Origin of the sequence: Mesorhizobium sp. M6A.T.Ce.TU.016.01.1.1, assembly GCF_003997065.1 — a bacterium.
In the GTDB taxonomy this organism is placed as follows: Bacteria; Pseudomonadota; Alphaproteobacteria; order Rhizobiales; family Rhizobiaceae; genus Mesorhizobium; species Mesorhizobium mediterraneum.
This window is the reverse complement of record NZ_RZTJ01000017.1, coordinates 16,998-40,685: the sequence shown is the minus strand read 5'-3', so window position 1 is coordinate 40,685 and position 23,688 is coordinate 16,998. Positions and strand designations below refer to the sequence as shown.

The window sequence follows — 23,688 nt, the reverse complement described above, 5'->3', positions numbered from 1 at the left end:
GATAAATCGGCGGCTCCGCTGATGGAGCATCTGATCGAATTGCGCCGGCGACTGATGTGGTCGATCGGCGGGTTCTTCGTCGCCTTCCTGTTCTGCTTCTTTTTCGCCAAGCAACTGTTCAACCTGTTGGTCGTGCCGTTCAAATGGGCGACCCAATGGGCAGGGCTCGACCCACACAAGGTTGAGCTGATCTACACGGCGCCGCAGGAATTCTTCTTCACCCAGGTGAAGCTGGCAATGTTCGGCGGCATGGTGATCGCCTTTCCGCTGATCGCCACGCAGATCTACAAATTCATCGCGCCCGGCCTCTACAAGAACGAACGCAACGCTTTCCTGCCGTTCCTGATCGCTTCGCCGATCCTGTTCCTGATGGGCGCGTCGCTGGTCTATTTCTTCTTCACGCCGATGGTGATGTGGTTCTTCCTCGCCATGCAGCAGGCCGGCACTGACGACCAAGTGCAGATTTCGTTGCTGCCGAAAGTGTCGGAATATCTCAGCCTGATCATGACGCTGATCTTTTCCTTCGGCCTGGTGTTCCAGTTGCCGGTGGTGACCAGCCTCATGGCGCGGGTCGGCATGCTGTCGTCGCAGGCGCTGGTCGAAAAGCGCAAATGGGCGATCGTCATCGCCTTCGTCGTCGCGGCTGTGCTGACACCGCCCGACCCGATAAGCCAGATCGGCCTCGCCATCCCAACGATCATTCTCTACGAGGTCTCAATCTGGTCGGCCCGGCTGATCGAGCGTAGCAAGGAACGGGAACGTCTGGCGCGCGAGAAGCGGGAGGCCGCAGAAGAGGTGGCCGAAAAGCCCGCGGACGCGCCTTCGACGTAGGCTGGCCGGAGGCCTTAATCAAGGTTTGCGGGACAGCGCCCCCTCTGTCCTGCCCTCTTGCCGCCACTTGGCATCTCCCCCACACGGAGGGAGATTGGCAGCTTCGGCGACGGCTCATTTCTTTAGCGCTGGAGGTTGGCGAAAGCCGCAGTGACGGCCGATCTCCCCACCCGCGGGGGAGATGTCCGGCAGGACAGAGGGGGCGCGAAGGAACTCGACTTTGACGTCTTGCATCGGTCAAGGATGCGGTTTACGCCCTCTGACCTAGCTCAGGAGCGTTCAAGACCATGCTTGACATCAAATGGATTCGCGACAACCCGAAGGTCCTCGTCGAGGCGCTCAAGAAGCGCTCGTGGTCCAGCGATGACGCGCAGTCCACGGTCGATGATCTGATCGCCAGGGACGAGGCGCGGCGCGAGCATCTCACTGAGCTGCAGACCAGGCAGGAGCGCCGCAACGCCGCCTCGAAGGAGATCGGCAATGCCATGCGTTCGGGCGACGCCGCCCTTGCCGAAAAACTCAAAGCCGAAGTCGGCGAGATCAAGGCTTTCATCCAGAACGGCGAGGCGCGCGAACGCGAACTCGACAAGGCGCTGAATGACGCATTGGCCGAGCTGCCCAATGTGCCGCTCGACGACGTGCCGGTCGGCAAGAACGAGGACGACAATGTCGTCAAGCGCATCGTCGGCAAGGTGCCAACGCGTCCGAACTGGGTGAAGGAGCATTTCGAGATCGGCGAAGCGCTCGGCATGATGGATTTCGAGCGGGCGGCGAAGCTGTCCGGCTCGCGCTTCACGGTGCTGAAGGGTGGGCTGGCGCGAATGGAACGCGCGCTTGGCCAATTCATGCTGGATCTGCACACGACCGAGCATGGCTATGAGGAGATCCAGCCGCCGCTGATGGTGAAAGACGAGGCTCTTTTCGGTACGGGGCAACTGCCGAAGTTCGAGGAGGATCTGTTCTTCGCCCCGCGTGGAGACGGCAGGCTTGGGCTCATCCCCACCGCTGAAGTGCCACTCACAAATCTCGTGCGCGAGGAAATCACGCCGCATGAAAAACTGCCGCTGCGCTATACGGCGCTGACGCCGTGCTTCCGTTCGGAAGCGGGCTCGGCCGGACGCGACACGCGCGGCATGCTGCGCCAGCACCAGTTCTACAAGGTCGAGCTGGTGTCGATCACCGACCAGGACTCGTCACTCGCCGAGCACGAGCGGATGACCGAATGCGCCGAGGAAGTGCTGAAGCGGCTCGGCCTGCCGTTCCGCACCATGACGCTGTGCACCGGCGACATGGGCTTTGGCGCGCGCAAGACCTACGACATCGAGGTCTGGCTGCCGGGCCAGAACGCCTATCGCGAGATTTCGTCCTGCTCGGTGTGCGGCGATTTCCAGGCGCGGCGCATGGACGCCCGCTACAAGGACAAGGACGGCAAGGGCAACCGCTTCGTCCACACGCTGAACGGCTCCGGCACCGCCCTCGGCCGCGCTCTTATTGCCGTCATCGAAAACTATCAGAATGAGGATGGCAGCGTAACCATTCCTGAAGCGCTTCGGCCTTACATGGGCGGTCTGGAAAAGATCGAATCGAAATAATGCGCATCCTCCTGACCAATGATGACGGCATCCATGCCGAAGGCCTTGCATCGCTTGAACGCGTCGCCCGCACGCTGTCGGACGATGTCTGGGTGGTGGCGCCGGAGCAGGACCAGTCCGGCTACGCGCATTCGCTGTCGATCTCGGAGCCGCTGCGCCTGCGCAAGATCGGCGAAAAACACTTTGCCGTGCGTGGCACGCCGACCGATTGCGTCATCATGGGCGTGAAGAAGATCCTGCCCGCAGCACCCGACCTGATCCTGTCCGGCGTCAATTCCGGCGCCAACATCGCCGACGACGTCACCTATTCGGGCACTGTCGCCGGCGCCATGGAAGGTGCGCTGCTCGGCGTGCGCTCGATCGCGCTCAGCCAGGCCTATTCCTACGTCGGCGAGGATCGCGTCGTTCCCTACGAGACCACCGAGGCGCTGGCACCGGCGCTACTCAAAAAGCTTGTCGCCATGCCCCTGCCGGACGGCGTGCTGCTCAACGTTAATTTTCCCAATTGCGCGCCAGAAGAGGTCGCCGGCACGGTGGTCACCTCGCAAGGCAAGCTCGTCCACAGCCTGTGGGTCGACGAGCGCCGCGACGGCCGCGGGCTTCCCTATTATTGGCTGCGCTTCGGCCGCGAGCCGGTCGAGGGCAAGCAAGGCACCGACCTCTATGCCTTGCGCAACCGGCTGGTGTCGGTGACGCCGCTGCAGCTCGATCTCACCGCTCATGAAATCCGCGATCAACTGACCAAGGCGCTCGCATGAACCTGAACCACGGTCCGACGGTCGACGACCGGGAAGGCTTCGCCGCGTTCCTGCTCCGCTTGCGTGGCAAGGGCGTCGTGCCGAAGGCGCTGATCGCCGCCTTCGAGGCGACGCCGCGGCGCGGCTTCCTTTCCGCGCAGTTCCATCCGATCGCCTGGTCGGACCGGATGCTGCCGATCGAATGCGGCGAGGCGATCGAGGGCGCCGATCTGCAAGCAGCGGTGATCGCAGCACTTGCCATCGAGCCGGGCAACCGCGTGCTCGAGATCGGCACCGGGTCGGGCTACACGGCGGGGGTGATGTCGCGGCTTGCCGCGCGCGTCGTCACCATCGACCGCTACAAGACGCTGGCCGAGCAGGCCAAACAGCGCTTCGAGGCGCTCGGCATCGGCAATGTCATCGTGCGCCAAGCGGACGGCTCCAACGGATTGGCCAATGAAGCGCCGTTCGATCGCATCGTCGCATGGGTGGCCTTCGACAGCCTGCCGCGCTTCCTGCTCGATCAATTGTCGAGCGGCGGCATCGTCATCGCACCGATCGGACCCGAGGAGGGCGAGCAGGTGCTGGCCAAACTGACCAAGGTCGGCAGCCGATTCGAACGTGAGGACATCGGCCTCGTCCGCCTGCAGCCGATCCTGCGCAGCGTAGCCGCGGTCATCTGATTATCCGAAGCATCGCGCGCTTGGGGGCGGGTGTTTTGTCATCCTAGGGTCCCCGCGACGGAGCTTCGCTCCTGCTTCGCCCTAGGATGACGAAGCTGAGGGCCTTCGGCCAATTCTTCGTCTCCGGCTCGGCCTGAATCTCGATCCCCTACGTTCAGCCTTAAATATTTTAAGAAAATTTGCGTCTGATTCTAGAGGTTTAACCGACCAGTAACATTAACGCGCTTTAATCACGGTCAGTCTGTACCGGGTATCTGCGGGTAAATGCGATGCAATTCAGTATTTTGAAGGCAAACGGACGCAACCTGGCGCGCGGTTTCGCCGTCCTTATGGTTGCGGGCACCGCGGCGGGATGCAGTTCCCAGGTCTCGCGGTTCAACAGCGTCGATGACGTCTTCACCTCCTCGACCAACAACCAGCGCACCATCATCGACAAGCAGGACGCCGCCCAGCCTTATCCCGGCGATGTCCCGGTCTCGGCCGCGCCGCTCGACGGCAGCCATACCCAGTCGGTCAGCCGCTCAAGCCTCGAACCGGTTACGACACAGCAATTGCCGCCGGTCAGCCAGTCGCAGCCAGCCCCCGCGTTGGCGCCGGCCCGCACCGCTTCGGCGCCAGCCGCCCCCCAGGTCGACCGGACTGCAACCGGGACAGTGGCAAAGCCGTTCAAGGACGCACAGTCCGACGCTCCGCGCATGGCGACGGCAGGCGGCGAACCGCGCGCCACCGAGATCATCGTTAGGGATGGCGAGACCATTTCCGGCCTGTCGCGGCGCTACGGCGTGCCCGCCGATGCCCTTATGAAAGTCAATGGGCTGAGCGCGACCAACGGGCTGAAGACCGGCCAGAAGCTCGTCATCCCGGCCTATGCCTATTCGGGCAAGAAACCGGCGCCGAAGCTGGCCGACGCCAAGCCTGCGAACGACACCAAGCACGATTTGCCGGCCAAGGCGCCGGAGATGGTAGCCGTGCTGCCGCAGCAGCCGAAGCTCAAGGAGGGCAAGTCCGCCGCGCAGGTGGATGCCTCGGCGGCCGCGAGCCAGCCGAAGGACGGAAAACCCGCGTCCAGGACGGCTGGTGCCGGTGGCACCTACACGGTCCAGCAGGGCGATACGCTGTCGGCCATCGCCAGGAAAACCGGCGTCGGCGTGGCTGCGTTGAAGCAGGCGAACGGCATGCAGGACGGCCTGCTCAAGATTGGCCAGACCCTGAAGGTGCCGGCCGGCGGAACCGCGACGGTTGCCAGCGCCAAGCCGGCAAAGGTCGATCCGGTAACGACAGCCACCACTTCGCCTGCGGCAAAGACCACGCCGTCGGAGACGCTCGCCGCCTACACGCCGCCGAAGAAGGATGCGAAGGTCATCCAGCAGGCCGAGGACGATGACGCGGTGGCGCCCAACGCCACAGGCATCGGCAAGATGCGGTGGCCGGTGCGCGGCCGCGTGATCTCCGGCTTTGGCGGCGGCAAGGACGGTGTCGACATTGCCGTGCCGGAAGGAACCCCGGTCAAGGCGGCCGAGAACGGCGTCGTCATCTATGCCGGCGATGGTCTCAAGGAATTCGGCAATACGGTGCTGGTTCGCCACGAGAACGGGTTGGTCACGGTCTATGGCCACGCCCGTTCGATCGAGGTCCAGCGCGGCCAGAAGGTCAAGCGCGGCCAGGAAATCGCGCAGTCCGGCATGAGCGGCACCACCGACTCGCCGAAACTGCATTTCGAAGTCCGCAAGAACTCGGCGCCGGTCGATCCTTCGACCTATCTTGAATAAAGGAAGTCGATCCTTCGACCTATCTCGAATAAAGGAAGTCGATCCTTCGACCTATCTCGAATAGAAGAAGAAAAGCGATTGCGCGCCGCCTGACCTCCAGTCCGGCCCGCCGGCTCAGCCCGCTCCGTAAGGGGCGGGCTTTTTCAGTCGCTTTTCTGGACCATGATCTTGTCCGAAAACCGGGCTCCACTTTTCGGGATCATGGTCTAATCCTTGAGCGATTTGCCGAGCCGGCCTGCCAGATCCTGGGTGAACTGCCAGGCAACGCGGCCCGAACGGCTGCCGCGCGTCGTCGCCCATTCCAGCGCCTCGGCGCGCAGCGTCTCGGGGTCGATGGCAAGGCCGTGATGGCTGATATAGCCGTCGATCATGTCGAGATACTCGTCCTGTGAGCATTTGTGGAAGCCGAGCCAGAGGCCAAAACGATCGGACAGCGAAACTTTTTCCTCGACCGCCTCCGATGGGTTGATCGCGGTCGAGCGTTCATTGTCGATCATGTCGCGCGGCAATAGATGTCGCCGGTTCGAGGTGGCATAGAAGATCACATTGGCCGGGCGGCCCTCGACGCCGCCTTCGAGCGCCGCTTTCAGCGACTTGTAGGACGTGTCGTCATGGTCGAAGGACAGGTCGTCGCAAAACAGGATAAAGCGGTAAGGTGCTGCCTTCAGCAAATTCATAAGCTTTGGCAGCGTGTCGATGTCTTCGCGATGGATCTCGATGAGCTTGAGCGGCAGGTCCAGCTTTGCCGACGCGTTGACCGCCGCATGCACGGCCTTGACCAGCGAGGACTTGCCCATGCCGCGCGCTCCCCACAACAGCACGTTGTTGGCTGCATAACCGGAAGCGAAGCGCTCGGTGTTGTCGACCAATATGTCGCGGACGCGGTCGACGCCGCGGATCAGGCCGATGTCGACGCGATTGACCTTGAGCACCGGCTCCAGATAGCCGGCATCAGCCTGCCAGACGAAGCAATCGGCCTTGCCGAGATCGGTTTCCGGCACCGGCGGCGGAGCGAGGCGGGCGACCGCCTCGATCAGGCGGTCGAGCTTCTTGTTCAGGGCTTCGATGGTGCTGTCGCTCATTTTATCTTTGCACTCATGAGGGGATGACACGGAACCTAATCTGGTTCCGGCGTTTCGGAACCAGTTCCAACCTTTTGTTAGAGCATGATCTTTTCCGAAAACCGGGCGTCGTTTTCGGGATCATGCTCTAACACGGCTCAACCAGCCGGAAAAGCAGCCGAAATGCCTGACCGCAGTTGCATTGGCAACTTTACCGACTATATTCCGGCGAAATTTCACGGGGCCGCCAAATTTTCCCAGGACGGTTTGGCGGCTGTTTTTCAAAATTCAGGAGTACCTCGATGTTCGTGACACCGGCATATGCCCAAGGCGTCGGCGCCTCCCCGGATATGTTCATCAGCATTTTGCCGTTTGTCCTAATTTTCGTGATCATGTATTTTCTGATCATCCGGCCGCAGCGCACGCAGTTGAAGAAGCGCGGCGAGATGCTGGCGGCGGTTCGCCGCGGCGACACGGTCGTCACCGGCGGCGGTTTCGTCGGCAAGGTGACCAAGGTGATCGACGACAATGAGCTCGAGATCGATCTCGGTGGTGGAACCAAGGTAACGGCGCTGCGCTCGACGATCGCCGACGTGCGCGTCAAGGGCGAGCCGGTGGCGAACCAGAACGCCAAGAAATAACCGGATCTCGACGGAACGATCCGCCAGAACGCCCTGACGGACGACGCCAACTGCTGTATTTTCGCGCTTGAAGATGACTCTGATCTGCTGTGGCTGTGGCCATCGCAGGGGCTCTTGATGCGCCCAGTCTTCTCGCCGCCGGCCCGCTCGCCCCGTCCAGGGCGCCAACGATCTCGTCGTGCTATTGCCCGCTGGTGCCTTGCCGGCAAGATTGACAATAGTTGAAGAAAGCCCGATGGCAGCACCAAAGTGAACTGCCTTGTGCTCGAGGCGAGCATTTGGCGAACCAGAACGCCAAGAAATAACCCCATTCCAGGCGGAACGATCCGCCAGAACGCCCTGACGGACGACGCCCTATGCTTTATTTCTCGCGCTTCAAGATGATCCTGATCTGGCTGGCCGTGGCCGCCACGGTGATCCTCGCTGCGCCCAATCTTTTCTCTGCCAGCACGCTGGCCCAGCTTCCCAGCTGGGTGCCGAAGCGCCAGATGACGCTCGGCCTCGATCTGCAGGGCGGCTCGCATATCCTGCTCAGGATGGATCCGAATGATCTGATCAAGGATCGGCTGGAGACGACACGCGACGAAATCAGGACGCGGCTGCGCGACGCCAAGATCGGTTACACCGGCCTTTCCGGATCAGGCCGGGCCGTGCAGGTTCGCATCACCGATCCCGGTCAGGTCGAAGCCGCCAAGACGGCGCTGAAGACATTGACCGACCCGGTGGCCGCCGGCCTGTTCAGCGGCGGCTCCGTCCAGGAGATGTCGCTTGATGATTCCGAGCCCGGCCTGCTCAAGTTCGCCGTCACCGATGCCGGCATCAAGTACCGCACGTCGACGGCGTTGGCGCAGTCGCTTGAGGTCGTCGAGCGCCGCGTCAACGAACTCGGCACCACCGAGCCGATCGTGCAACGCCAAGGCGACGACCGCATTCTGGTCCAGGTGCCGGGCCTGCAGGATCCGCAGAGGCTGAAGGACATTCTTGGCCAGACCGCCAAGCTGACCTTCCAGATGGTCGACCAGTCCATGCCGGTGCAGGACGCGCTCAACGGTCGTCCGCCGGCGGGATCATCGGTGTTGTATTCGCAGGATGATCCGCCGGTTCCGTACCTGATCGAGAACCGCGTCATCGTTTCGGGCGAAAATCTCACCGATGCGCAGGCGACGTATAATTCCCAGACCAACGAGCCGGTGGTTTCGTTCACCTTCGATTCCAAGGGAGCGGCGCGCTTCGGCCAGGCGACCTCGCAGAATGTCGGCAAGCTGTTTGCCATTATCCTCGACAATCAGGTGATTTCGGCGCCGCAGATCCGCGAACCGATCCTTGGCGGCAGCGGCCAAATCTCGGGCAATTTTACCGCCGAGAGCGCCAACGACCTCGCCGTGCTGTTGCGTGCCGGCGCGCTACCGGCGACGCTGACGGTGATCGAAGAGCGCACGGTAGGTCCTGGGCTCGGCGAAGATTCCATTCACGCCGGCAAGGTCGCCGGCGTGGTCGGGTCGATTCTCGTCGTCGCCTTCATGTTCGTCGCCTACGGCTTCCTCGGCTTCCTCGCCAACCTTGCGCTGGCGGTGCATGTGGCGATGATCATCGGGCTGCTGTCGCTTCTGGGCGCGACGCTGACCTTGCCGGGCATTGCCGGTATCGTGCTGACCATCGGCATGGCGGTCGATTCCAACGTTCTCATCTACGAGCGCATCCGCGAGGAGCGAAGAGCCGGCCGCTCGGTCATCCAGGCGATCGACACCGGTTTCACCAAGGCTCTGGCGACCATCGTCGATTCCAACGTCACAGCGCTGATCGCGACCGTGGTGCTGTTCTGGATCGGCACGGGGCCGGTGAAGGGTTTTGCCATATCCTTCGCCATCGGCATTCTGACTACCGTCTTCACCGCCTTCACCTTCACCCGGTTGCTGGTGTCGATCTGGCTTCGCCGGGCGCGGCCGAAGGAATTGCCGCGGGCGCCGGTGACCTTCATTCCGCCCGGTACGAGAATTCCGTTCATGGGCATCCGCCGCTGGACGTTCGCTCTGTCGAGCCTGCTATCGGTGCTGTCGGTCGTGCTGTTCATGACCGTCGACATCAATTACGGCATCGACTTCAAGGGCGGTTCGCTGATCGAGGTGCAGGCCAAGGATGGCACCGCCGATCTTGCCGATATCCGCGGCAGGCTGACGGAACTCAACATCGGCGAAGTGCAGGTCCAGCAATTCGGCGAGCCGAACGACGTTTTGATCCGCGTCGGCACACAGGATGGCGGCGAGAATGCCGAGCAGACCGTCATCGACAAGGTGCGCGGCGAGCTGCAGGACCAGTATGATTTCCGCCGCGTCGAAGTGGTGGGGCCGACGGTTTCCGGCGAGCTCGCCAAGCAAGGCACGATCGCTATGCTGGTCGCGCTGCTTGGCATCCTGGCCTATGTGTGGTTCCGCTTCGAATGGCAGTTCGCGGTCGGCGCCATCATCGCGACGGTGCACGACATCGTCATGACCATCGGCTTCTTCGTCATCACCGGGCTCGAATTCAACCAATCGTCGCTGGCGGCGATCCTGACCATCATCGGCTATTCGCTGAACGACACGATCGTCGTCTATGACCGTGTTCGCGAGGATCTCAGGAAATACAAGAAGATGCCGCTGCCGGAATTGTTGAACAACGCCATCAACGAGACGCTGTCGAGAACGACGCTGACCGCGGTGACGACGATCCTGGCGCTTCTGGCGCTGGTCCTGTTCGGTGGCGAGGTGATCCGTTCGTTCACGCTGGCGATGCTGTTCGGCGTCGTCTTCGGAACCTATTCGTCGATCTTTATCGCCGCTCCGTTGCTCATCCTGTTCAAGCTGCGGCCACAGGCCGCGGCGGCCGATGAGGAGAAGCGGGTGAGCGGCGGCAAAGCCGTGGCAACCTGACGATTGCTGCGCCCGTGGCAAAAGGCATCGTCATCCGCGAAGCGCATTTCCCTGGCCGCGCGCCGATCGAGGCCTACGGCAATGGCGGGTTCCGTTTCGCCGACATGTCGCATCGCGGCTCGCTGCTGTGCCTGCCGTCGGGCATCTACGGTTGGGAGCCGGCCGACCCCCTGGCGCTGACGGCGGCGGATTTCGCCAAGCTGCTCAACGAGGCTGACAAGGTCGAGATCCTGCTGGTCGGCGCCGGCAAGGATCTCAAGCCGTTGCCGGCAGCGCTGCGTGCCGCGCTGAAGACGGCGGGCATTACGGCCGATCCGATGTCGACCGGCGCTGCCGTGCGGACCTACAATGTTCTTCTGGCGGAAAACCGTGCGGTGGCCGCCGCACTGATCGCCGTCGAGTGACGTGAGCGAAAACGCCAAAATCGTCATGGAAACGGTGCGAGCCGCCGACCATGACCGCTATGTTTCCGCGCTCTATGCGCCTGAGGACAAGCGTGACGCGCTGTTTTCGCTCTATGCCTTCAATGCCGAGATATCTGGCATCCGCGACCGTATCCGCGAGGCGCTGCCGGGCGAGGTGCGGCTGCAATGGTGGCGCGATGTCATCGCAGCCGAGGACGACGGGGCAGGTATCGGTCACCCAGTCGCGGACGCGTTAAAGGCGACGATTTCCGCCCACCGTCTGCCGAAACTTGCCTTCGATAATATGCTCGAAGCCCGCATCTTCGATCTCTATGACGACCCTATGCCGTCTCGCATCGATCTGGAAGGCTATTGCGGCGAGACCGCAGCGGCGCTCATCCAGCTTGCGGCGATGGTGCTTGACCCCGCCCAAGCGCCGCGGTTTTCCGAACTTGCGGGCAGGGCAGGCTGCGCACAGGCGATGACCGGCCTGTTGCTGCTGCTGCCGCAGCACCGCAAGCGCGGGCAATGCTTTGTCCCGGCCGACATTCTGGCCGCGGCAGGGTCGTCGCCCGAGGAGTTCGTTGCGGGCGATGGTGGGCTGGGGGCGGAACGCGCTGTGGCGGCGATGATCGCGCTGGCGCGGGAACATCTTGCGGCATTCGAAGGCGGCGCGTCGGCTTTGCCGGTTTCGCTGCGCCCGGCATTTCTGCCGCTGGCTCTCTCGCGCGCCTATCTCAGCAAGATGGAAAGTTCTCGTCATTCGCTTCTGAGCGGCGCGACACGGCTTTCGGCCTGGCGCCGGCATTGGCTGCTGTTGCGCTGCGCGACGCGAGGCTGGCCGGACGCCTGAAGGCTGCCAAGTATGAGGAATCCAGAAAGCCGGAACTACCACCGCAGCCGTTGAGGTCTGTCACGATGGATCGCTCGATCCGGCATCGCGCATCAGCATCTCGTAGTCGCGACCACCATAGAAGATGTTGACGATGCGAACGAGATCGTCGCTGACAACGTAAGCAATGATCGCGGAGTGCTCGAACGGTCGTCGCGCGATCGGCCGCCGCGAGGCGCATTGCCGATGCTCTGACAGCGGTCTTCGATGCGCAAGACGAACTTCAGCGCGACATCCGGATTCCCGCCAGCCTCTACGATGTTTCTGAAAATGTCGGCCAGATCATTCCTGGCAGTTTCTCGATACTCGACCTCAAGCCGCTGAATCATCAGCACGGCTCGAATGTCGGGCGACGAATTCCCGAAGGTGAGCGCGAACCTCTTCTCCCGAATAGCCCGGTCTCGTATCCTCGATCGATGCCTTCACGCGCGCCCTGATCGAGGCCATGCGCTCGGCATGCTCTTCCTCCTCGCGCTGGAAGGCGCGAAGTGCTGCGCGGATGACTTCGCTTGCCGATCCGAAGGAGCCGTCCTCGACTTTTTCACGGATCATGCGCGCCATGGCAGGCGTGATGGTGACTGACAGCTTCTCGGCGGGCTCCATGGAATTGCTCCCTATGATGGAGAGTAGGATAGTATCCTACTCTCCCGGCGCCCGATCGACAAGAACAGACAGGCGGACTATTCCGCCGCCTCCGCCCGCGCTGGCAGCCCCAGCCATTCGCGGCAGTCGGCCAGCGCGCGCGATGTCACCGCACGCCGCTTGGCGACGGTCTTGTCCTTGCCGCGCAGGCGCTTTCCCTCTGACTTCGGTGCTTCCACCGGTGGGAACAGGCCGAAATTGACATTCATCGGCTGGAAGGAGCGTTTTCCCGGCTCGTCGTCGGAGACGATGTGACCGCCGGTGATGTGGTTGAGCAGCGCGCCAAAGGCTGTGGTCAACGGTGGCAGCGCCGGTGCGTGGCCCAACCGTTCGGCGGCGGCAAAGCGACCGGCAAGCAGGCCGATGGCCGCACTTTCGACATAGCCTTCGCAACCGGTGATCTGGCCGGCGAAGCGCAGGCCGGGCCGCGATTTCAGCTGCAGCGAATGGTCAAGCAGCGTCGGCGAATTGATATAGGTGTTGCGGTGCAGGCCGCCGAGGCGGGCGAATTCGGCGTTCTCCAGGCCCGGGATAGTGCGGAACACGCGCACCTGCTCGGCGTGCTTCAGCTTGGTCTGGAAGCCGACCATGTTGTAGAGCGTGCCCAGCGCATTGTCCTGGCGAAGCTGCACGACGGCATAGGCCTTCACCGACGGATTGTGCGCATTAGTCAGCCCCATCGGCTTCATCGGCCCATGGCGCAGCGTCTCGACGCCGCGCTCGGCCATGATCTCGATCGGCAGGCAGCCGTCGAAATAGGGCGTGCCTTCCCATTGCTTGAATTCGGTCTTTTGGCCCTCCAGAAGCGCCCCTACGAAGGCGAGATATTGCTCCTTGTCCATCGGACAGTTGATGTAATCCTTGCCGGTGCCGCCGGGTCCGACCTTGTCGTAGCGTGACTGGAACCAGCAAATGTCCATGTCGATCGTGTCGAAATGGACGATCGGCGCGATGGCATCGAAGAAGGCGAGCGCATCCGCGCCGGTCACTTCCGCGATCGATTGGGCGAGCCCAGGTGCGGTCAGCGGGCCGGTGGCGATGATCGCCTGGTCCCAGTCCGCAGGCGGCAGACCGGGCACTTCCTCGCGCTGGATGGTGATGAGCGGGTGCGCTTCGAGCTTGTTGGTCACCGCTTCGGAAAATCCGTCGCGGTCGACGGCAAGCGCGCCACCGGCCGGCACCTGGTTTGCATCGCCGGCGCTCATGATCAGCGATCCGGCCAGCCGCATTTCGGCATGCAGCAGGCCGACGGCGTTGGTCTGCGCATCGTCGGAACGGAAGGAATTGGAACAGACCAGTTCGGCCAGCCCATCCGTCTTGTGCGCATCGGTGCCGCGGACGGGGCGCATTTCATGCAAGACAACGGGAACGCCGGCTTCGGCCGCCTGCCAAGCGGCTTCGGAGCCGGCGAGACCGCCGCCGATGACGTGAATGGGATTCTTGTTCATGAGCGCCGAAATAGTCGCTTGTAGCTGCGATTGCAATTGCCCGAGTTAGCCGCGCTGTTGGCGCCAAGTGCTGCAATCGTCTACTGTCGGAGAATGGACGGGAGTCTCGGGATCTTTGCCAAAGTGATCTTTCTGGTAGCCGTGATCGCCATGGGCGGATCAGCGGCCGCCGGCGAACTGGCCGCGACGGCCTCCAAGCGGATCCCCATATGCCATGGCTATAGTTGCAACTATCGCACGATGTTGGCGCTTGGCCCCGGTGACGGCGCGCGTTTCCGCTCCATCCTGCGTGCGGGCGCGGGTTCGCCCCAAGCCGAGCGTTCCGCTGTCAAGAAAGCTGTCCGCTATTTCGAGCAGCGCATTTTCCGGGCTACCGGCGTTCGCGATCTGGCGCAGTCGGAATTCGGTGCATCGCGCATCAAGGGCCAGATGGATTGTGTCGACGAATCGACCAATACGCATGCGCTGCTGGTCTACCTTGCCGAGCGAAAATTGCTCAGGTTTCACAAGGTCGAGGACAATGCCTCGCGAGGCCTGTTTGTCGACGGGCGCTATCCCCATTGGACGGCGGTGATCAGCGACCGCGGAGGCACCGAATGGGTGGTGGATTCCTGGTATGCGGCGATGGGCGGCGCGCCGGACATTTTTCCGCTGAGCCAGTGGAAGAAACGGGGCGTGCTGGAAAGCGGTGCGCTGGACTGAGGACAGGGGACGTCCCGCCAAAACGGCTCCCAGAGTGAATCGACCCTGAAAACAACAACACCCGCCGGGGGAGGAGGTCCGGCGGGTGTCGTTTTGCTGGCCGATCCTCGGGAGGAGGTGAAGATCGACCGTATTCGTCATCGCCGGGGAGGAGGTCGGCTTTGACGAAATTCGTTTCGCCTGATGAAAGGGGGCGAAACCCTTGGGGACGAAACTCGTTTCGCCCTGGGAAACAGCGCCCGCCGCGGGAGGAGGTGCGGCGGGCGCCGTTTTTGTGGTCAACCCTCGGGAGGAGGTGAAGGCTGACCGTATTCGTCAGGGTCGGGGAGGAGGTCGACCCTGGCGAAATTCCGTGATTAGATCGCCTTGCGGGCGATGATCTTGATCTCGTCGCGGACGATACCGAGATCATGCAGCTGGCGGTTCGAAAGGCGACCCAGCTCGGTAACCGTCGAGCGATAAACGCGCCAGTTACGATAGTTGCGGATCAGGTTCATTGTCGTTCTCTTTTCAAGTCAAACTGGTTCGGACCATTCGCGGTCCGAAGAGGATTAGACCGCCTTGCGAGCGACGTAGTGGATATCGCTGCGGCTGATGCCGAGGTCGGTCAGTTCGCGGTTGCTCAGGCGGCTCAGCTCGGAAACGGTGTCCCGGTAGCGGCGCCAGTTGCGGTAGTTGCGGATCAGGTTCATGGTATTTCTCGTTTCGTCTTTCTTTCGGATCATTCCGTCTTTGTGTACGCCCTGAAGATAGGTGGGGTCATATCGATTTAAAAGCGCTATTGGTGCATGGCAGCAATGCAAATTGTGCAATGCACCATCACGGGGCGTTCACGTGTTCGACATACATAAACCGGAATCGGAAAATGTCGTGGCGTCAACGATTTGGCCGGGTCGGCTGAAAAAAAGACCAAGCTGGGGGAGAAAGCTATGGCGAGCTATTCGTCACGCGTCAGGGCCGATATCGCACGATGGACGCAGGCTGGCCTGATCGATCCCCCGACAGCCGACGCGCTGACGCGCGACGTCGAAGCCAATCAACGGAGATCGCTGAGCTTCGGTTCGATCCTGGCGATGATGGCGGCGCTGCTGTTTGGCGCGGCCGTCCTGATCTTCGTCGCCGCCAATTGGGAAGCCATCCCGCGGCTGGCGCGGGTGGCGGCGCTCTTCGCGATCATCATCGCCGGCTATGTCGGCGGCGCGGTGCTGAAGACACGCGACCACGCTGCGATCGGCGAGGCACTTTGGATCGTCGCCGCGGCGGCATTCGGCGGATCGATCGCGCTGATCGGCCAGATGTATCATTTGTCCGGCGACGAGGCATCGGCCTTGATCACCTGGGGCGCAGGCACGGCCTTGGCGGCGGTTGCGCTGCGCTCGAACCCGCTGACCGTTGCGGCGGTCGGCATTGCCGACGCCTGGCTGTTACTCACGGGCTTCGACTATTTCAGGCGCACGGAATTTCCGCACCTCTTCGTCATCATGGCGATCGTGCTGTTTGCCATTTCATTCTGGACGCGCAGCCAGGCGGCGCGTCACCTGATCATCCTGTCGGTCCTCTTCTATCTCGTGCTCCTGGTGACGCGTCACGACACGCTGCAGGTTGCCATCCCGCTCGTTGTCACGTCGGCGGTCCTTTTCGCAGCTGCGATCTTTGCCGCCGAGCCTGTCGACAGGGTCTTGCAACTCGGTGGCAGGTTGCCCTTGCACGCGCTGATCGGATTTCTCACCGGCCTGGCGATGATCCAGTTCGAACTGGCCGGTGAAAACTACAACAGCGGCTTCGGCATTGCCTCGGCCATTGCGCTGGCCGGCATTGTCGCGGCAATCGTGCTGGGCGGCCGCGAGAGCAGGGGCTTGCGCTGGGTTGCCTATGCCGGCTTCGCCTTCGAACTCGCCATCATTTACATGGTGATGCTTCAGTCGATGCTCGACACGGCAGGCTTCTTTCTTGCGGCAGCAGTGCTTCTCGGCATCCTTGCCCTTGTCATCATCCGCATTGAAAAGCGCATGAGGTCCCCGAGCGTGGAAGGAGCGGCGGCATGATGACCGGTAAAAAACTGATCATTTCGGCGGTGGTGCTGGCGCTCGTCCAGATCGGGTTCCTGAGCTGGATCATCGCCGGCCGGGCCGCGATCCTGCGCGACGGCAGGCAAGTGCTGCTGAGGGTGGAACCGGTCGATCCGCGCGATCTCCTGCGCGGTGACTTTATTCGCCTTGGCTATGAGATTTCGCAGATACCGGTGAAGCTGATCGCCAACGTTCCGGCTGGCAAGCTGTCTAGTGACGACACCTCTATTGTGGTCAGGCTGAAGCAGGGCGCCGACGGCTATTGGGAGGCGACCACGGCCTGGTTCGGTAAAGCACCTGCGCCGGCAGCATCCGACGAAGTCGATATCGTCGGCCAGGTAGCCGAGGGGTGGGATCTCAGCGCAGCCACGTCGATCACGCCGGAATACGGCATCGAGCGGTTCTATCTGCCGGAAGGCGAGGGCATAGCGATCCAGAACGACATGCGGGTGCGGCCATTCGGCATCCGCGTCGCCATCGCCAAGGATGGCACCGCGCAGATCAAGGCGCTGATGGACGGCGACAAGACGCTGTTCGAGGAACCGCTTTATTAGACCGGAAAGCGTGGCCGGCTCGGACAGCATCAAACATGACAATTATCCTGACGACACGACAAGACATAAATCTCAGCTCTGTTTTCCGCGTCGCCTGGAAGAAAGACAGGGTGCAAATCAGCGACAAGGCCTTGCAGCGCATCGCAGAGTGCCGCGCGTCGTTCCTGCGTCTCATTGAAACCGACCCTGTACCGGTCATCTATGGCGTGACCACCGCCATGGGAGAACTGGCGAGTAGGCGGCTCGAACTTGGCGAGCGGGGTCGCCATGCACGCATCAAGGCGTTCGCAGCCGCCACCTCGTTCGGCGAGCCTTTGCCAGATCGCGTGGTGAGGGCGATCGTGCTTGCCCGGCTGGCGAATTTCCTCGAAGGAAACGCCGCGACCACACCACGCATGGCGCTCGCCGTCGCCGCGATGCTGGACGGCGGACCGATGCCCATGGTGCCATCATCCGGCCAGGGCGGTGCCGGTGAAATCCTCGCCCTCTATCCGCTGTTTGCGGAGCTTTCGACGCGCTTCGACCTGGAGGTCAAGGAACGGGGCTCCCTGATCAACGGTTCGCCTTGCGCTGCCGCTCTCGTGGCCGACGCCGCCTTGGCGGCTCGTCGCCGCGTTCACCTTGCCGAAAAAGTCTTTGCGCTTTCGATCGAAGCGTTTCGCGCACCGCTCGAACATTACGACCCGGCGCTCGACGCGCTTTGGGGCGATGAACACGAAGCAGTGGCGCTGCGGGGATTGAGGGCGTTTCTTGCCGGTGCCGGCACCGGGCGCCGTAATTATCAGGCGCCGGTCAGTTACCGCATCGTCCCTCGCATCCTCGGACACGCGCATCGCGCGCTGGCATCGGCAGAGCGTGCGGCCACCGTGTCGCTCGCTTCGATCTCGGACAACCCTGTCTACATCCCGCCTGACGACGGGCATCCGCTCGGGCGTTGCATCAGCACGGGCGGTTATCACAATGCCATGGCAACTCCCGCCCTGGATGATCTGGCGGCGATATGGGCCGATATCTGCCTCTTGTGCGACCGACACGCCTCGAAGCTTCTTAACGGCAAGGTGTCGCTCCTACCCGATCTGCTTCTGACGGGGCGGGACTGGAGCGACAGCGACGGTCACGGCAATGTCGGCTATGTGCCGATGGCGATCACGGGTTATCTGGAGCAGGCGAAACTTTCGGCCCAGCGCACCTTCATCCCGGGAACGGAATCGGCCGGCGCCGGCCAGGACGATGTCGCGACGACGGTCTTCCTCGCATGGACGAAGGAAGCACGCGCCGGCCGCTGCCTCGATGCCGCGATGGCGATGCTGGCTGTGATCGCCTCGCAGGCACTGCATGTCACCGAGCGCGTGGCGCCTCCGGCGCTTCAGTCGTTCGTCGCGGATATCAGGAGCATCGTGCCGCCAGTCGGCGAGGATCGCGTGCTGGGACCCGAGCTTGCGAATTTGACCGAATGGTTCACGCGCCAGGTCTTTGAGGAGTAGGCTCCCATAGTGGTGCGGATGAAGGGACTCGAACCCCCACGCCTTTCGGCACTGGAACCTAAATCCAGGGCGTCTACCAATTCCGCCACATCCGCATTGCCCGGCCAATCCCATGTAGCCATCATTCTGTCAATGTCGCGGTCAAAATAGGGGCCGTTGGCCGGTGCGCGAAGATGGTTGAAAATTAGCCGCGCCTGTGACAAAAGGCGTGTCGAATGTGACGGGATGCGACGATCCGCTTCTGCAGAATGTGATAAGAAGTAGGAAAAACAAAGACTTATTCACATTTTGGAGCGTATTTCTGGAGGATTTGAGCCGCTTTGGGCGGACAGATCGCCAAGTCCCGCACCAAAAGCCATTCTCGGCAAGATCATACCGGCAGGTTGTAAACGGCAGGAGCCGTTTGGCGGCCTCATTGGTGAAAACAAAGGTTCTATGATGCAGGTCACCGAAACGCTCAACTCCGGTCTCAAGCGCGAGATCAAGATCACCGTGCCGGCCGGTGACATGGAAGCCAAGCTAATGGCGCGGCTTTCCGATGCCAGGAACAAGGTCCGCATCAACGGCTTCCGTCCCGGCAAGGTGCCGGTGCAGCACTTGCGCAAGGTCTACGGCAAGTCGTTCATGGCCGAAGTGGTCAACGAGATCCTCAACGATTCGACCCGTTCGGTCATTACCGGGCGCGGCGAAAAGGCCGCCATGCAGCCCGAAGTGATCATGACCGAGGACGAGAAGGAGGCCGAGAAGATCCTGGCCGGCGGCGCCGACTTCGAGTTCCGGCTGAATTACGAGATCATTCCGCCGATCGAGATCAAGGATTTCTCCGACATCAAGGTGACGCGTCAGGTATTCGACGTGCCCGACACCGAGATCGACGAGCAGGTCCAGCGTGTCGCCGAGTCGGCGCGCAGCTATGAGCCGAAGACCGGCAAGGCCGCCGAAGGCGACCGCGTGACGATCGACTATGTCGGCAAGATCGACGGCGAAGCCTTCAGCGGCGGCGCCGGCACGGACCAGCCGCTGGTGCTCGGCTCCAAAGAATTCATTCCCGGCTTCGAGGATCAGCTCATCGGCAGCAAGGCCGGCGACGAGACGCAGGTCACGGTCACGTTCCCGGAAAACTACCAGGCGGCGCATCTCGCCGGCAAGGAAGCGACCTTCGACGTCACCGTCAAGGAAGTGTCCAAGCCCGGTGCGTTGGAGATCAACGACGAAACGGCCAAGAATCTCGGCCTGGAGTCGCTGGAGCGCCTGCGTGAAGTGGTGCGCACCCAGATCGAGAACCAGTTCGGCTCGATGACGCGCCAGAAGATCAAGCGCCAGCTGCTCGACCAGCTCGATGCCGCCTACTCGTTCGAGGCGCCGTCGAAGCTCGTCGAGGCCGAGTTCAACAACATCTGGAACCAGGTCAACCGCGATCTGGAAACCGCCGGCCGCACCTTCGCCGACGAGGAGACCACGGAAGAAGAGGCGCGCACCGAATATATGCGGCTTGCCGAGCGCCGTGTGCGTCTCGGCCTGGTTCTCGCCGAAATCGGCGAGAAGGCCGGCGTCACCGTGTCGGACGACGAATTGCAGCGCGGCCTGTTCGAGCAGGTGCGCCGCTATCCGGCCAACCAGCAGCAGGAAGCTTTCGAATTCTACCGCAGCAATCCCGAAGCGTTGAACACGCTGCGCGCGCCTATGTTCGAGGAGAAGGTGGTCGACCATCTGCTCGGCCAGATCTCTGTCACCGACGTAAAGGTCAGCAAGGAAGAGCTGATGGCCGACGACGAGGACACCGAGACGGCCAAGGCGAAGCCGGCGAAGAAAGCCGCTGCGAAGAAGGCCGAAGCCAAGCAGGCCGACGATGCGGAAGAGCCGAAGAAAAAGGCCGCGCCGAAGAAAAAGGCTGCCAAGGACGCCGAATAACACCGCGTTCTGCGGATGGTGAAAGGCCGCCCTCGAGGCGGCCTTTTTCGTTGCTGTCGATGCCGCAAGGCCGCAACCGTCACCGCCACCGCCCTAATCGCGAGGCAATTGAGTGACGAGGATCCGCATCACGGTCACCCGTTCGGGCAGTTCAACGAGAAACTCTTCGTCGCGCGGCAGGTGATGGATCTTGCGCGGGTCGCCGCCGGTGAAGCTCGCCATGGCGTCGACGTCTGGCCAGTATGAGATCGTCACGAACTCCGTTTCTTCTTCGCGATCTTCGCGAAACAACTGCACGCCAAGCGCCTTCTCCTGAAGCGGCGGAATGCCTTCGCGGCGCAGATATGGCTCGTAGGCGTCTGCCAGATCGCGGCGCGTCCTTCCCCGCCAGATCCGGGCAATTGTGGCGTTGTCGTTCATGAAGTGCTCCTCTGTGCGGGCGATTAATGCAGGACCTCGCCGAGAAACCCTCGCACCAAGGGCAGGGCGGCCTCGAAATGGGTTTCCAGCAGCCAATGCCCGGCGTCGTTCAGCAAATGCAGTTCGGCCTCGGGGAGATCGCGCAGATAGGCGCGCGCCGCCGGCTCGGGCATGTATTCGTCCTTCGGCCCCCAAAGGATCATTGCCGGCGGCCGCTGTTCGCGCAGGTATTCCTGGTAACGAGGGAACCAGTCGAGGTTAGCCTTGAGCTTCTCCATCAGTCCGACCGAAAGCGCACGGCGCACCGGCGTATCCATCAGCGGCCAATGCAATTTCCACAGATCGGGCGGGACACGTCGGGCGACGTCGTCATCGACTTCGCCGACGAACTCGGCGCGAAAGCCGTCCTCGCTCACCGCTTCTTCCAGCGGCGCGCGGTTCTCTGGTGAAGGATCCCGCCAAAAGCGCTGGATCGTTTCGTATTTGGGGCCAAGGGCATCCGCGTAGATGTCGCCGTTCTGGATGATGAGGGCCCTGATCCGGGATGGATGCGCTATTGCGTGGCGCAGGCCGATCTGCGAGCCGTAGTCGTGCAGCCACAGCGCGTAGCTGCCGAGCCCAAGCGCGTCGGTGAACCGCTCCAGAAAAGTCGCGTAGGCGTCGAAATCATAGCCGAACCGTGCCGGATCTGGGGTCCCACTGTAGCCAAAGCCGGGGAAGTCCGGCGCGACAGTCCGCCACCGATCGGCGAGCGCCGGCATCAGCCGGCGATACTGGAAGGATGAGCAGGGATAGCCGTGCGGAAGCAACAACACCGGCGCGGCTTCAGGGCCTGCCTCTCTGTAGAAGACCGTCTCGCCGTCGATCGTGAGGGTGCCGTGGCGCACCTCCAGGACGCTGCTGTCGTTCATGGACGCTTCTCTGATCTTTGATCTTGCTGACGCAGAACCGTAGCTGGTCTAACGCCTTTGGCCGGGATGCGTTCCGGCTGTGCGCCGATCGAGTTGCCTCATTGCTTCGGCGGCAATCTTGCTGGTCGGCTTCTTCTATCTGCCAGCCAGATTCTGTGGTATGTAGATGCCGCAATTCCATACGCCAGAAGCGGATATTCCGCTCTGTCGTGCAAAGGGGCGCATGCCGTGTCGGCACGCGCAGATCGTCCAAGGCAGATTTGGCGATCGGGGAGGAAATGCCATGCGCGCAATCGCGTTTTTCGCCGCCGTGTCCGCTGCGACGTTCATCACGAACCAATCCCAGGCACAAGATGCCGCCGCGGGCGAGAAGGTCTTCACCAAGTGCAAGGTCTGTCACGTCGTGGACAAGGACCAGAACAAGGTCGGTCCGTCATTGAGTGGCGTCATCGGCCGAACGGCCGGCACGCATCCGGGGTTCAAATATTCCAAAGCCATGACCGAGGCCGGCAAATCCGGCGTCAAATGGGATGAAGCCACGCTGACGAATTATCTTCGCGATCCCAAAGCCATGATCAAAGGCGGGAAGATGGCGTTTCCCGGCCTCAAGAAGGACGAGGATCTTGCCAACGTCATCGCCTATCTGAAGCAATTTTCCAAATGACCCGGTTCTTCCGCCAGGAAGTAACCCGGTTCTTCCGCCAGGAAGTAACCCGGTTCTTCCGCCAGGAAGTAACCTGGCTCTTCCGCCGGCCGATGCGCCGGCCAGATTGCCTGCCTCCATCGGTGGTCGCCTGAAATGTCGGCTCGGGAAAGCGGCCTCGAGGATACCGGTATCCAGATCTCTGAAGCGACGGTCAGTGATTTCTTCGCGCTTCTGAAACCACGCGTCATGGCGCTTGCTGTTTTTACCGCTTTCGTTGGTCTGATGGTGGCGCCCGGGGTGATGAATCCGGTCATTGCCGTCATTGCAATCGGTGCAATTGCGGTTGGGGCAGGAGCGGCCGGGGCTCTCAACATGTGGTACGATGCCGATATTGATGCGTTGATGTCGCGCACGTCAAAACGGCCGATCCCATCAGGCCGGGTCACGCCAGGCGAAGCTCTCGGCTTCGGTCTGGTGCTTTCCGTACTTTCGGTCATTACGCTCGGCGTGCTGGTGGGATGGCTTGCCGCGGCGCTGCTGGCCTTCACCATTTTCTTCTACGTCGTCGTCTATACGATGTGGCTGAAACGCTCGACGCCGCAGAATATCGTCATAGGCGGCGCCGCGGGTGCTCTTCCTCCTGTCATCGGGTGGGCGGCGGCCACTGGCGCGGTCGGGATTGAAAGCCTCATCCTGTTTCTGATCATTTTCCTCTGGACGCCGCCGCATTTCTGGGCGCTCGCGCTGTTCAAGATCGGCGACTATGCAGCGGCCGGCATCCCCATGATGCCGAACGTGGCCGGCCAGGCTTCGACCAGAAAACAGATCTTCGGCTATTCGCTGATCCTGGCACCAATCGGCGTGCTGCCTTGGGCTCTTGGATTCGCGAGCGGATTCTACGGGATTGTTTCGGCCGCATTGGGCGCAGGCTTCATCTGGCATGCGTGGAAGCTGCTGGTCGACAAAAGGCGGGTTGAAGGGTGGGAGATGAAACGCGCAAAGGCGCTGTTTGCCTATTCGATTTTCTATCTTTTCGCGATCTTTGCCGTGCTGCTTGCCGACACCATCGTATTGCGTGCCGTCATATCAGCCGGAAATTGACGGTATGCCTGTCTCGTGGCTCAAGTGAATCCTGATGTTCTCGGATTGCTTGCCAGATTGAGACAGTCAGTCGGCGATTGCCGAACGAGGTGTGCCTGAACCTGCTCGAACCTCACGTTGGAACTGCACAGAATCCCAGCAACAGCAGAATAACTATGCCAAGGCCGAGTATGAGAACGGTCTTTCCATCCATGACCTTCACCCTGCAACCCACTTTGGAGAATATCGGAGAAAGGCCGTTAGAGCTAGCCTGATCACTGGAGCCGCGCTGTTCTGACAAA

The 23,688-nt window shown here is 61.9% G+C and carries 24 protein-coding genes and 1 tRNA gene; 16 read left to right on the top strand and 9 right to left on the bottom strand.

The genetic code is table 11. The features are described from left to right. Positions 1 to 21: 21 nt before the first annotated feature. From tatC to EOC94_RS25060, 5 genes are all read left to right on the top strand, one after another. On the top strand, positions 22 to 831 hold the full coding sequence (gene tatC, locus EOC94_RS25080) for a twin-arginine translocase subunit TatC (RefSeq protein ID WP_095485595.1): 810 nt from the start codon (positions 22 to 24) through the stop codon (positions 829 to 831). A gap of 287 nt (positions 832 to 1,118) precedes the next feature. Continuing rightward, complete coding sequence (gene serS, locus EOC94_RS25075; protein WP_127294124.1) at positions 1,119 to 2,423, top strand: serine--tRNA ligase; 1,305 nt, start codon at positions 1,119 to 1,121, stop codon at positions 2,421 to 2,423. Next, a complete protein-coding gene (gene surE / locus EOC94_RS25070) occupies positions 2,423 to 3,181 on the top strand; it encodes a 5'/3'-nucleotidase SurE (protein WP_126106222.1) in 759 nt (252 codons plus the stop codon). The genes serS and surE overlap by 1 nt, the downstream gene beginning before the upstream one ends. Continuing rightward, positions 3,178 to 3,843 (top strand): protein-L-isoaspartate(D-aspartate) O-methyltransferase, encoded by a 666-nt coding sequence (locus EOC94_RS25065; RefSeq protein ID WP_185928323.1) that lies wholly within the window; start codon positions 3,178 to 3,180, stop codon positions 3,841 to 3,843. The genes surE and EOC94_RS25065 overlap by 4 nt, the downstream gene beginning before the upstream one ends. A 269-nt stretch (positions 3,844 to 4,112) precedes the next feature. Then, positions 4,113 to 5,612, top strand: a complete 1,500-nt coding sequence (locus EOC94_RS25060) for a peptidoglycan DD-metalloendopeptidase family protein (protein ID WP_127294122.1) — start codon at positions 4,113 to 4,115, stop codon at positions 5,610 to 5,612. Positions 5,613 to 5,818: 206 nt separating this feature from the next. Here EOC94_RS25060 and EOC94_RS25055 read toward each other — a convergent pair whose 3' ends face one another. Then, positions 5,819 to 6,694: an ATP-binding protein gene (locus tag EOC94_RS25055; RefSeq protein ID WP_127294120.1), complete on the bottom strand. Its 876-nt coding sequence runs from the start codon at positions 6,692 to 6,694 to the stop codon at positions 5,819 to 5,821. A 281-nt stretch (positions 6,695 to 6,975) separates the two neighbouring features. Here EOC94_RS25055 and yajC point away from each other — a divergent pair, with 281 nt between their 5' ends. The 4 genes from yajC to EOC94_RS25035 all read left to right on the top strand — a co-directional run bounded on the left by yajC (position 6,976) and on the right by EOC94_RS25035 (position 11,480). Beyond that, positions 6,976 to 7,314 carry a preprotein translocase subunit YajC gene (gene yajC / locus EOC94_RS25050; RefSeq protein ID WP_008876289.1) on the top strand — a complete coding sequence of 113 codons (339 nt, stop codon included), beginning with the start codon at positions 6,976 to 6,978 and terminating at the stop codon, positions 7,312 to 7,314. A 356-nt stretch (positions 7,315 to 7,670) separates the two neighbouring features. Then, positions 7,671 to 10,223, top strand: coding sequence for a protein translocase subunit SecDF (gene secDF / locus EOC94_RS25045; RefSeq protein ID WP_127294118.1), 2,553 nt, complete (start codon positions 7,671 to 7,673; stop codon positions 10,221 to 10,223). 14 nt (positions 10,224 to 10,237) lie between these two features. Beyond that, entirely contained in the window at positions 10,238 to 10,627 is a 390-nt protein-coding gene (locus EOC94_RS25040) for an Mth938-like domain-containing protein (RefSeq protein ID WP_095485461.1), read from the top strand. A gap of 1 nt (position 10,628) precedes the next feature. Next, entirely contained in the window at positions 10,629 to 11,480 is an 852-nt protein-coding gene (locus EOC94_RS25035) for a phytoene/squalene synthase family protein (protein WP_164547182.1), read from the top strand. Positions 11,481 to 11,572: 92 nt separating this feature from the next. Here EOC94_RS25035 and EOC94_RS25030 read toward each other — a convergent pair whose 3' ends face one another. From EOC94_RS25030 to trmFO, 3 genes are all read right to left on the bottom strand, one after another. After that, complete coding sequence (locus EOC94_RS25030) at positions 11,573 to 11,848, bottom strand: type II toxin-antitoxin system RelE/ParE family toxin (RefSeq protein ID WP_348627401.1); 276 nt, start codon at positions 11,846 to 11,848, stop codon at positions 11,573 to 11,575. Further along, positions 11,832 to 12,122, bottom strand: a complete 291-nt coding sequence (locus EOC94_RS25025; RefSeq protein WP_126106227.1) for a type II toxin-antitoxin system ParD family antitoxin — start codon at positions 12,120 to 12,122, stop codon at positions 11,832 to 11,834. Before EOC94_RS25025 ends, EOC94_RS25030 begins: the two co-directional genes overlap by 17 nt. 77 nt (positions 12,123 to 12,199) lie before the next feature. Beyond that, complete coding sequence (trmFO, locus tag EOC94_RS25020; RefSeq protein WP_127294116.1) at positions 12,200 to 13,609, bottom strand: methylenetetrahydrofolate--tRNA-(uracil(54)-C(5))-methyltransferase (FADH(2)-oxidizing) TrmFO; 1,410 nt, start codon at positions 13,607 to 13,609, stop codon at positions 12,200 to 12,202. 123 nt (positions 13,610 to 13,732) lie between these two features. Here trmFO and EOC94_RS25015 point away from each other — a divergent pair, with 123 nt between their 5' ends. Beyond that, positions 13,733 to 14,311, top strand: coding sequence for a hypothetical protein (locus EOC94_RS25015; protein ID WP_245458008.1), 579 nt, complete (start codon positions 13,733 to 13,735; stop codon positions 14,309 to 14,311). A gap of 356 nt (positions 14,312 to 14,667) precedes the next feature. Here EOC94_RS25015 and EOC94_RS25010 read toward each other — a convergent pair whose 3' ends face one another. Together EOC94_RS25010 and EOC94_RS25005 are read right to left on the bottom strand one after the other, a co-directional pair. Further along, positions 14,668 to 14,808 carry a DUF1127 domain-containing protein gene (locus tag EOC94_RS25010; RefSeq protein WP_095485458.1) on the bottom strand — a complete coding sequence of 47 codons (141 nt, stop codon included), beginning with the start codon at positions 14,806 to 14,808 and terminating at the stop codon, positions 14,668 to 14,670. 54 nt (positions 14,809 to 14,862) lie between these two features. Then, positions 14,863 to 15,003, bottom strand: coding sequence for a DUF1127 domain-containing protein (locus tag EOC94_RS25005; RefSeq protein WP_006335194.1), 141 nt, complete (start codon positions 15,001 to 15,003; stop codon positions 14,863 to 14,865). A 237-nt stretch (positions 15,004 to 15,240) separates the two neighbouring features. On the opposite strand from EOC94_RS25005, the gene EOC94_RS25000 reads away from it, so the two are divergent. The 3 genes from EOC94_RS25000 to EOC94_RS24990 are packed head-to-tail and all read left to right on the top strand — an operon-like array spanning position 15,241 to position 18,418. Next, a complete protein-coding gene (locus EOC94_RS25000; protein ID WP_127294114.1) occupies positions 15,241 to 16,356 on the top strand; it encodes a DUF2157 domain-containing protein in 1,116 nt (371 codons plus the stop codon). Beyond that, positions 16,353 to 16,934 (top strand): GDYXXLXY domain-containing protein, encoded by a 582-nt coding sequence (locus EOC94_RS24995; RefSeq protein WP_127294112.1) that lies wholly within the window; start codon positions 16,353 to 16,355, stop codon positions 16,932 to 16,934. Before EOC94_RS25000 ends, EOC94_RS24995 begins: the two co-directional genes overlap by 4 nt. A 35-nt stretch (positions 16,935 to 16,969) precedes the next feature. Further along, complete coding sequence (locus EOC94_RS24990) at positions 16,970 to 18,418, top strand: aromatic amino acid lyase (protein WP_127294110.1); 1,449 nt, start codon at positions 16,970 to 16,972, stop codon at positions 18,416 to 18,418. 10 nt (positions 18,419 to 18,428) lie between these two features. On the opposite strand, the gene EOC94_RS24985 is transcribed toward EOC94_RS24990, so the two are convergent. Then, positions 18,429 to 18,513 (bottom strand) — tRNA-Leu (locus EOC94_RS24985). 343 nt (positions 18,514 to 18,856) lie between these two features. Here EOC94_RS24985 and tig point away from each other — a divergent pair. Next, on the top strand, positions 18,857 to 20,329 hold the full coding sequence (tig, locus tag EOC94_RS24980) for a trigger factor (RefSeq protein ID WP_127294224.1): 1,473 nt from the start codon (positions 18,857 to 18,859) through the stop codon (positions 20,327 to 20,329). 93 nt (positions 20,330 to 20,422) lie between these two features. Here tig and EOC94_RS24975 read toward each other — a convergent pair whose 3' ends face one another. Both EOC94_RS24975 and EOC94_RS24970 read right to left on the bottom strand, forming a co-directional pair. Continuing rightward, positions 20,423 to 20,749 carry a hypothetical protein gene (locus EOC94_RS24975; protein ID WP_095485455.1) on the bottom strand — a complete coding sequence of 109 codons (327 nt, stop codon included), beginning with the start codon at positions 20,747 to 20,749 and terminating at the stop codon, positions 20,423 to 20,425. 23 nt (positions 20,750 to 20,772) lie between these two features. Continuing rightward, on the bottom strand, positions 20,773 to 21,660 hold the full coding sequence (locus tag EOC94_RS24970; RefSeq protein WP_127294108.1) for an alpha/beta hydrolase: 888 nt from the start codon (positions 21,658 to 21,660) through the stop codon (positions 20,773 to 20,775). A 283-nt stretch (positions 21,661 to 21,943) separates the two neighbouring features. Between EOC94_RS24970 and EOC94_RS24965 the strand changes: the two genes are divergently transcribed. Together EOC94_RS24965 and EOC94_RS24960 are read left to right on the top strand one after the other, a co-directional pair. After that, positions 21,944 to 22,324: a cytochrome c family protein gene (locus EOC94_RS24965; RefSeq protein WP_095485453.1), complete on the top strand. Its 381-nt coding sequence runs from the start codon at positions 21,944 to 21,946 to the stop codon at positions 22,322 to 22,324. A gap of 135 nt (positions 22,325 to 22,459) precedes the next feature. Beyond that, positions 22,460 to 23,407 carry a heme o synthase gene (locus EOC94_RS24960; RefSeq protein WP_126106235.1) on the top strand — a complete coding sequence of 316 codons (948 nt, stop codon included), beginning with the start codon at positions 22,460 to 22,462 and terminating at the stop codon, positions 23,405 to 23,407. The last annotated feature ends 281 nt before the right edge of the window (positions 23,408 to 23,688 follow it).

Excerpts from the sequence above, each read along its gene's own strand:
- EOC94_RS24960 (WP_126106235.1), top strand. The coding sequence starts at position 22,460 with ATGTCGGCTCGGGAAAGCGGCCTCGAGGATACCGGTATCCAGATCTCT.
- EOC94_RS24995 (WP_127294112.1), top strand. The coding sequence starts at position 16,353 with ATGATGACCGGTAAAAAACTGATCATTTCGGCGGTGGTGCTGGCGCTC.
- EOC94_RS24975 (WP_095485455.1), bottom strand. The coding sequence starts at position 20,749 with ATGAACGACAACGCCACAATTGCCCGGATCTGGCGGGGAAGGACGCGC.
- EOC94_RS25060 (WP_127294122.1), top strand. The coding sequence starts at position 4,113 with ATGCAATTCAGTATTTTGAAGGCAAACGGACGCAACCTGGCGCGCGGT.
- EOC94_RS25030 (WP_348627401.1), bottom strand. The coding sequence starts at position 11,848 with ATGATTCAGCGGCTTGAGGTCGAGTATCGAGAAACTGCCAGGAATGAT.
- serS (WP_127294124.1), top strand. The coding sequence starts at position 1,119 with ATGCTTGACATCAAATGGATTCGCGACAACCCGAAGGTCCTCGTCGAG.
- trmFO (WP_127294116.1), bottom strand. The coding sequence starts at position 13,609 with ATGAACAAGAATCCCATTCACGTCATCGGCGGCGGTCTCGCCGGCTCC.
- EOC94_RS25005 (WP_006335194.1), bottom strand. The coding sequence starts at position 15,003 with ATGAACCTGATCCGCAACTACCGCAACTGGCGCCGCTACCGGGACACC.
- yajC (WP_008876289.1), top strand. The coding sequence starts at position 6,976 with ATGTTCGTGACACCGGCATATGCCCAAGGCGTCGGCGCCTCCCCGGAT.
- EOC94_RS25055 (WP_127294120.1), bottom strand. The coding sequence starts at position 6,694 with ATGAGCGACAGCACCATCGAAGCCCTGAACAAGAAGCTCGACCGCCTG.
- secDF (WP_127294118.1), top strand. The coding sequence starts at position 7,671 with ATGCTTTATTTCTCGCGCTTCAAGATGATCCTGATCTGGCTGGCCGTG.
- EOC94_RS25065 (WP_185928323.1), top strand. The coding sequence starts at position 3,178 with ATGAACCTGAACCACGGTCCGACGGTCGACGACCGGGAAGGCTTCGCC.
- EOC94_RS25000 (WP_127294114.1), top strand. The coding sequence starts at position 15,241 with ATGGCGAGCTATTCGTCACGCGTCAGGGCCGATATCGCACGATGGACG.
- EOC94_RS25025 (WP_126106227.1), bottom strand. The coding sequence starts at position 12,122 with ATGGAGCCCGCCGAGAAGCTGTCAGTCACCATCACGCCTGCCATGGCG.
- EOC94_RS24970 (WP_127294108.1), bottom strand. The coding sequence starts at position 21,660 with ATGAACGACAGCAGCGTCCTGGAGGTGCGCCACGGCACCCTCACGATC.
- tig (WP_127294224.1), top strand. The coding sequence starts at position 18,857 with ATGCAGGTCACCGAAACGCTCAACTCCGGTCTCAAGCGCGAGATCAAG.
- EOC94_RS24965 (WP_095485453.1), top strand. The coding sequence starts at position 21,944 with ATGCGCGCAATCGCGTTTTTCGCCGCCGTGTCCGCTGCGACGTTCATC.
- EOC94_RS25010 (WP_095485458.1), bottom strand. The coding sequence starts at position 14,808 with ATGAACCTGATCCGCAACTATCGTAACTGGCGCGTTTATCGCTCGACG.
- tatC (WP_095485595.1), top strand. The coding sequence starts at position 22 with ATGGAGCATCTGATCGAATTGCGCCGGCGACTGATGTGGTCGATCGGC.
- surE (WP_126106222.1), top strand. The coding sequence starts at position 2,423 with ATGCGCATCCTCCTGACCAATGATGACGGCATCCATGCCGAAGGCCTT.
- EOC94_RS24990 (WP_127294110.1), top strand. The coding sequence starts at position 16,970 with ATGACAATTATCCTGACGACACGACAAGACATAAATCTCAGCTCTGTT.